The sequence below is a fragment of the Bacillus sp. EB106-04-02-XG92 genome, assembly GCF_058791995.1.
Map to the genome: position 1 here is coordinate 42,047 of NZ_JBYTEA010000022.1, position 6,362 is coordinate 48,408.

Here is a 6,362-nt window from a genome sequence, read left to right on the forward strand (position 1 = left end):
GAAATGATATTAATGATTGATAATTATGATTCTTTTACATTTAATTTAGTGCAGTTTCTTGGAGAACTTGGACAAGAGCTCGTTGTTAAACGTAACGATGAAGTGACTATTTCAGATATTGAGAATATGAAACCAGACTTTTTAATGATTTCGCCAGGTCCATGTAGTCCGAATGAAGCGGGAATTAGTATGGAAGTTATTCGATACTTTGCTGGAAAGATTCCGATTTTTGGGGTTTGTCTAGGGCATCAATCTATTGCGCAAGTGTTTGGTGGAGAGGTTGTTCGTGCCGAGCGATTAATGCATGGGAAAACTTCGCCTATGCATCATGATGGAAAAACAATTTTTTCGGATATTCCTAATCCATTTACTGCGACGCGCTATCATTCCCTTATCGTTAAGAAAGAGACGTTACCGGAATGCTTAGAGGTAACATCTTGGACAGAAGAAGGGGAAATTATGGCGCTCCGTCATACAACATTGCCGATTGAAGGTGTACAGTTCCATCCGGAATCTATTATGACTTCTCACGGGAAAGAGTTATTGCAGAATTTCATTCGGAAATACAGCCCAAGTGTGACATCATGTTAATTTACGTAAATGGTCAGTATGTAGAAGCGAATGAAGCGAGAATTTCGCCGTATGACCATGGTTATTTATATGGTCTTGGAGTTTTTGAGACGTTTCGTATTTATAATGGTCATCCTTTCTTATTGGATGATCATTATGACCGTTTAGTGCATGCGCTGGATACATTGCAAATTAAATGGGTGATGACGAAAGATGAAGTAATGCTTATTTTGCAGAATTTACTCGTTAAGAATAAATTAGAGAATGCGTATGTCCGTTTTAATGTATCAGCGGGTATAGATGAAATTGGATTGCAAACAGAAATGTATGAAGAGCCGTCTATTATTGTTTTTATAAAATCTTTAGCAGCCCCGGGAGATGTAGTGGAAAAAGAAGGGGTTATTTTAAAACAAGTGCGTAATACACCAGAGGGTGCATCTCGCTTGAAGTCTCATCATTATTTAAATAACATTTTAGGAAAACGTGAAATTGGAAATGTTGCGAATAAAGAAGGTATTTTCCTTACTGAAACAGGTTATGTTGCAGAGGGTATTGTTTCGAATCTCTTTTTTGTGAAGGATGATATTTTATATACACCCTCGCTCGAAACAGGGATTTTAAATGGCATCACTCGTGCGTTTATAATAAAGATTGCTGAAGAACTAGGCATAGAAGTGAAGGAAGGTTTCTTTACAAAAGATGAATTGCTTTCAGCTGATGAAGTCTTCGTAACAAACTCGATTCAAGAAATTGTTCCGCTTAATCGTATAGAGGAGCAAGATTTCCCGGGTAAAGTAGGGATGGTTACAAAAAGATTTATGAATCATTATGAAATGCAGAGAGAGAAATTGTGGAGCAGAAATGAATTGCGAAGAGGAGATGTGTAGTTTGAAGTGGGATTATGATTTGCGCTGCGGCGAATATACATTGAACTTAAATGAAAAAACGTTAATTATGGGGATTTTAAATGTAACGCCAGATTCGTTTTCTGATGGCGGGAGTTACAACGAGGTAGAGGCTGCAGTGCGCCATGCGAAAGAAATGCGAGATGAAGGTGCTCATATTATTGATATCGGCGGTGAATCTACTCGTCCGGGTTTTGCTAAAGTATCAGTGGAAGAAGAAATAAAACGAGTTGTTCCAATGATTCAGGCTGTTTCAAAAGAAGTAAAATTACCTATTTCTATCGATACGTATAAAGCTGAGGTTGCAAAACAAGCAATCGAAGCGGGTGCTCATATTATTAATGACGTTTGGGGAGCTAAGGCGGAACCGAAAATTGCTGAAGTTGCAGCTCATTACGATGTACCTATTATTTTAATGCATAATCGCGATAACATGAATTACCGCAATTTAATGGCTGATATGATTGCTGATTTATATGACAGTATTAAAATTGCTAAAGATGCTGGCGTGCGAGATGAGAATATCATTTTAGACCCAGGTATCGGTTTTGCTAAAACGCCTGAACAAAATTTAGAAGCGATGCGTAATTTAGAACAGTTAAACGTACTAGGTTATCCTGTTCTCTTAGGTACTTCAAAAAAATCCTTTATTGGGCATGTACTAGATTTACCGGTAGAGGAACGTCTTGAGGGAACGGGAGCTACCGTTTGCCTCGGTATTGAAAAGGGCTGTGAGTTTGTTCGTGTTCATGATGTGAAGGAAATGGCGCGTATGGCTAAGATGATGGATGCGATGATTGGTAAGGGGGTAAAGTAATTGGATAAAATTTATATTCATGATATGGAGTTTTACGGTTATCATGGTGTATTCCCAGAGGAAAATAAATTGGGCCAGAGATTTAAAGTGGACTTAACGGTAGAATTGGATTTGAAGCAGGCAGGAGAAAGTGATGACTTAGAGCATTCTGTCAATTATGGGGAGCTTTTTGAGTTATGTAGAAAAGTTGTTGAAGATAGAACGTATAAGCTTGTAGAGAGCATTGCTGAAAATATTGCTGCAGATATATTGAAACAATATGAGAGTATTTCAAGATGTACAATAAAGGTGATTAAACCGGATCCGCCGATACCGGGACATTATCGTGCTGTAGCAGTGGAAATTACGAGAGAACGTCCATGAATAATATAGCGTACATTGCACTAGGCTCAAATATTGGAGAGCGTTATACGTATTTAACTGAAGCGATTCAGTTTCTAAATAAAAATCCTTATATCCAAGTTGAGGATGTTTCATCTGTATATGAAACGGAACCAGTTGGCTATACTGACCAAAATTCCTTTTTAAATCTAGTTATAAAAATTTCTACCAATTTATCACCGCAAGAATTATTGAAAATCACGCAAAAAGTAGAAAATGACCTAGGAAGAAAAAGGGAAATCAGGTGGGGTCCGAGGACTATCGACCTTGACATTTTACTATATAATCAAGAAAATATTGAAACAGAGAATCTTATTGTTCCGCATCCGCGGATGTTCGAAAGAGCTTTTGTTATCGTTCCGTTGTTAGAGATTAATCAAGATATAAAACAAAACATTTCACGTTCACAAGTAGAAGAAATGAAAAGGCGAGAGGGAGTAACGGTATGGAAGCAGAAAAATGGGGAAGACGCATTCGTGCTTTTCGAAAGCTAAAAGGTTATACGCAAGAAGGTTTTGCGAAAGAATTAGGGGTATCTGTATCTGTTTTAGGTGAAGTTGAGAGAGGGAATCGATCGCCTTCCCAAGATTTTGTAGTGGAAGTTGCTAAAGCATTAAAGGTCTCGATAGATGAGTTAATGCCAAAGTGACCAGGAAGGAAGGAGTAAATCGAGTGTTAAAAATCGCAAATATTGAGATGAAAAATCCAGTTGTATTAGCACCGATGGCGGGAGTGTGTAACTCTGCATTCCGTTTGACAGTAAAAGAATTTGGTGCAGGTCTAGTTTGTGCCGAAATGGTAAGTGATAAGGCAATACTACTGAATAATAAAAGAACATTAGATATGTTATATATTGATGAGAGAGAAAAGCCATTAAGTTTACAGATTTTTGGTGGAGAGAAAGAAACTCTTGTAGATGCTGCGAAATATGTAGATCAATATACGACAGCAGACATCATTGATATAAATATGGGGTGCCCGGTACCGAAAATTGTTAAGTGTGATGCAGGAGCAAAGTGGCTACTAGACCCAAATAAAATATATGAAATGGTAGCAGCAGTTGTAGATGCTGTAAAAAAACCAGTTACAGTTAAAATGCGTATTGGTTGGGATGAGGATCATATTTTCGCAATCGAGAATGCAAAAGCTGTTGAGCGTGCTGGCGGACAAGCGGTAGCAGTTCATGGACGTACACGAGTACAAATGTATGAGGGGAAAGCGGATTGGGATATTATTAAACAAGTAAAGCAAGCTGTAAATATCCCGGTTATCGGAAATGGTGATGTCGCAACTCCACAAGATGCAAAACGCATGATTGATGAAATTGGTGTAGATGGCGTTATGATTGGTCGCTCTGCCCTTGGAGATCCTTGGATGATTTATCGTACGGTAAAGTATTTAGAGACAGGTGAATTAATGCCGGAACCGACAGTACGTGAGAAAATTGACGTATGTATGTTGCATCTAGATCGTCTAATCGATTTAAAGAACGAAAGTGTCGCTGTAAGAGAGATGAGAAAGCATGCAGCTTGGTATTTAAAAGGTATTCGTGGTAATGCAAATGTACGTAATGGTATAAATGCTTGTAATACGCGTGAAGACCTTGCGAATGTATTAGGTGTATTTGTAGAAGAAGTAGAAGCGAAACAACAAACAATTCACGTTGGTTAATAATAGATAGGGAAGATTGACATTCTTCTATACACTTCCTATAATTACGTGAAAGAAAGAAGAACTGCCAGTTAGTCGCTGGCAGTTTTTCTAGTTGAGTAGAAAATGCTATACTGTATATATTGTAAAAATTAATAGAGCTGGAGTGATATCAATACCATGGATAACATGAACCACGAAGAATTAAACGACCAATTGCTTGTTCGTCGTGAAAAGCTACATAACTTACGTGAGCAAGGAATCGATCCGTTCGGTAAACGATTTGAACGTACAAATGCAACAAATGACTTATTAAGCTTATATGGAGAGTTCTCTAAAGAAGAATTAGAAGAGAAAGAAATCTCTGTTTCTATCGCTGGTCGTATTATGACAAAGCGTGGTAAAGGAAAAGCTGGATTTGCGCATATTCAAGATTTACATGGACAAGTTCAAATTTATGTTCGTAAAGATGCTGTTGGAGATGAAGAGTACGAATTATTTAAAACAGCAGATTTAGGTGACTTAGTAGGTATTGAAGGTAAAGTGTTCAAAACGAACGTTGGAGAACTTTCAGTGAAAGCAACTGGCTTTACGCTATTAACGAAATCCCTTCGTCCATTACCGGATAAATATCATGGATTAAAAGATGTTGAACAGCGCTACCGTCAACGTTACTTAGACTTAATTACAAGTATGGAAAGCCGTGAAACATTCGTTACTCGTAGTAAGATCATTCGTGAAATGAGAAGATACTTAGATGACAACGGTTATCTTGAAGTGGAAACACCTATGATGCATGCAATTGCAGGTGGAGCTTCTGCGCGTCCTTTCATTACGCATCATAATGCGTTAGATATGGAATTATATATGCGTATCGCGATTGAACTTCATTTAAAACGCCTTATCGTGGGTGGGTTAGAAAAAGTTTATGAAATCGGCCGTGTATTCCGTAATGAGGGTGTATCAACTCGTCATAACCCTGAATTTACGATGATTGAATTATATGAAGCGTATGCTGATTATAAAGATATTATGAAACTAACAGAAAATATGGTTGCTCATATCGCGAAGCAAGTACTAGGTACAACGACAATCCAATATGGTGATTATGAAATTAATCTAGAACCAGAATGGACACGTCTTCATATGGTAGATGCAATTAAAGAACATTCTGGAGCGGATTTCTGGAATCCGATGAGTGTAGAAGAAGCGCGTGAACTTGCGAAAGAACATAATGTAGATATTAAGGATACAATGGAAGTTGGTCATATTATAAATGAATTCTTCGAACAAAAAGTAGAAGATAAATTAATCCAACCAACATTCATTTACGGTCATCCTGTAGAAATTTCGCCACTTGCGAAAAAGAATGACGAAGATCCACGATTCACAGATCGTTTCGAATTATTTATCGTTGCACGTGAGCATGCAAATGCGTTCACTGAGTTAAATGATCCAATCGATCAAAAAGAACGTTTTGAAGCGCAATTAAAAGAACGTGAACAAGGTAATGACGAAGCGCACATGATGGATGACGATTATATCGAAGCTCTTGAGTACGGTATGCCTCCAACAGGTGGACTAGGAATTGGTATTGATCGTCTTGTTATGTTATTAACGAATGCACCATCTATTCGTGATGTACTATTATTCCCTGCTATGCGTCATAAACAAGACTAAGCTTTGGAGATTTCTCCAAAGCTTTTTTTATTTAAGTACGAGTAGTGGAGTTTGGTGGTGCGAGAAATTATACTTATATAGAAGAAATGTGCTGTTTTTATACTTTTTTACTAAGTTAAAAATTTTATTAGAAAAACTATTGCATTTTAATAATCAAACTGGTATATTTATATTCGTTGCCACGAAAGGTAACAAGCAAAACAAACGAAAAACAACTTATTGAAAAAAGTTGTTGACGAAAATATAACGAAATGTTATATTGATAAAGTCGCTTCCGAGCGACAGACAAGTTCTTTGAAAACTGAACGAAACAAACAACGTGAAACGTCAATTTTTATTTTAGATGCTAGACAAACTAA

The 6,362-nt window shown here is 37.3% G+C and carries 8 protein-coding genes; all 8 read left to right on the plus strand.

All coding sequences use genetic code 11. The features are described 5' to 3' along the window. Positions 1 to 3 precede the first annotated feature (3 nt). The 8 genes from pabA (at position 4) to lysS (ending at position 6,003) form a co-directional block, all read left to right on the plus strand. The gene (gene pabA, locus AC3WVA_RS28325; RefSeq protein WP_048526403.1) at positions 4 to 591 is read left to right on the plus strand and encodes an aminodeoxychorismate/anthranilate synthase component II; all 588 of its coding nucleotides are present in this window, start codon (positions 4 to 6) and stop codon (positions 589 to 591) included. Then, positions 585 to 1,457, plus strand: coding sequence for an aminodeoxychorismate lyase (gene pabC / locus AC3WVA_RS28330; protein WP_341013846.1), 873 nt, complete (start codon positions 585 to 587; stop codon positions 1,455 to 1,457). The genes pabA and pabC overlap by 7 nt, the downstream gene beginning before the upstream one ends. Then, entirely contained in the window at positions 1,432 to 2,292 is an 861-nt protein-coding gene (folP, locus tag AC3WVA_RS28335) for a dihydropteroate synthase (protein ID WP_166689501.1), read from the plus strand. The genes pabC and folP overlap by 26 nt, the downstream gene beginning before the upstream one ends. After that, positions 2,293 to 2,655 carry a dihydroneopterin aldolase gene (gene folB, locus AC3WVA_RS28340; protein WP_048526406.1) on the plus strand — a complete coding sequence of 121 codons (363 nt, stop codon included), beginning with the start codon at positions 2,293 to 2,295 and terminating at the stop codon, positions 2,653 to 2,655. Then, positions 2,652 to 3,167, plus strand: a complete 516-nt coding sequence (folK, locus tag AC3WVA_RS28345) for a 2-amino-4-hydroxy-6-hydroxymethyldihydropteridine diphosphokinase (RefSeq protein WP_048526407.1) — start codon at positions 2,652 to 2,654, stop codon at positions 3,165 to 3,167. Before folB ends, folK begins: the two co-directional genes overlap by 4 nt. Continuing rightward, positions 3,119 to 3,322, plus strand: a complete 204-nt coding sequence (locus AC3WVA_RS28350; protein ID WP_000387027.1) for a helix-turn-helix domain-containing protein — start codon at positions 3,119 to 3,121, stop codon at positions 3,320 to 3,322. The genes folK and AC3WVA_RS28350 overlap by 49 nt, the downstream gene beginning before the upstream one ends. A 23-nt stretch (positions 3,323 to 3,345) precedes the next feature. Next, the gene (dusB, locus tag AC3WVA_RS28355) at positions 3,346 to 4,344 is read left to right on the plus strand and encodes a tRNA dihydrouridine synthase DusB (RefSeq protein WP_341013845.1); all 999 of its coding nucleotides are present in this window, start codon (positions 3,346 to 3,348) and stop codon (positions 4,342 to 4,344) included. A gap of 159 nt (positions 4,345 to 4,503) precedes the next feature. After that, positions 4,504 to 6,003 carry a lysine--tRNA ligase gene (gene lysS / locus AC3WVA_RS28360; RefSeq protein WP_048526409.1) on the plus strand — a complete coding sequence of 500 codons (1,500 nt, stop codon included), beginning with the start codon at positions 4,504 to 4,506 and terminating at the stop codon, positions 6,001 to 6,003. The last annotated feature ends 359 nt before the right edge of the window (positions 6,004 to 6,362 follow it).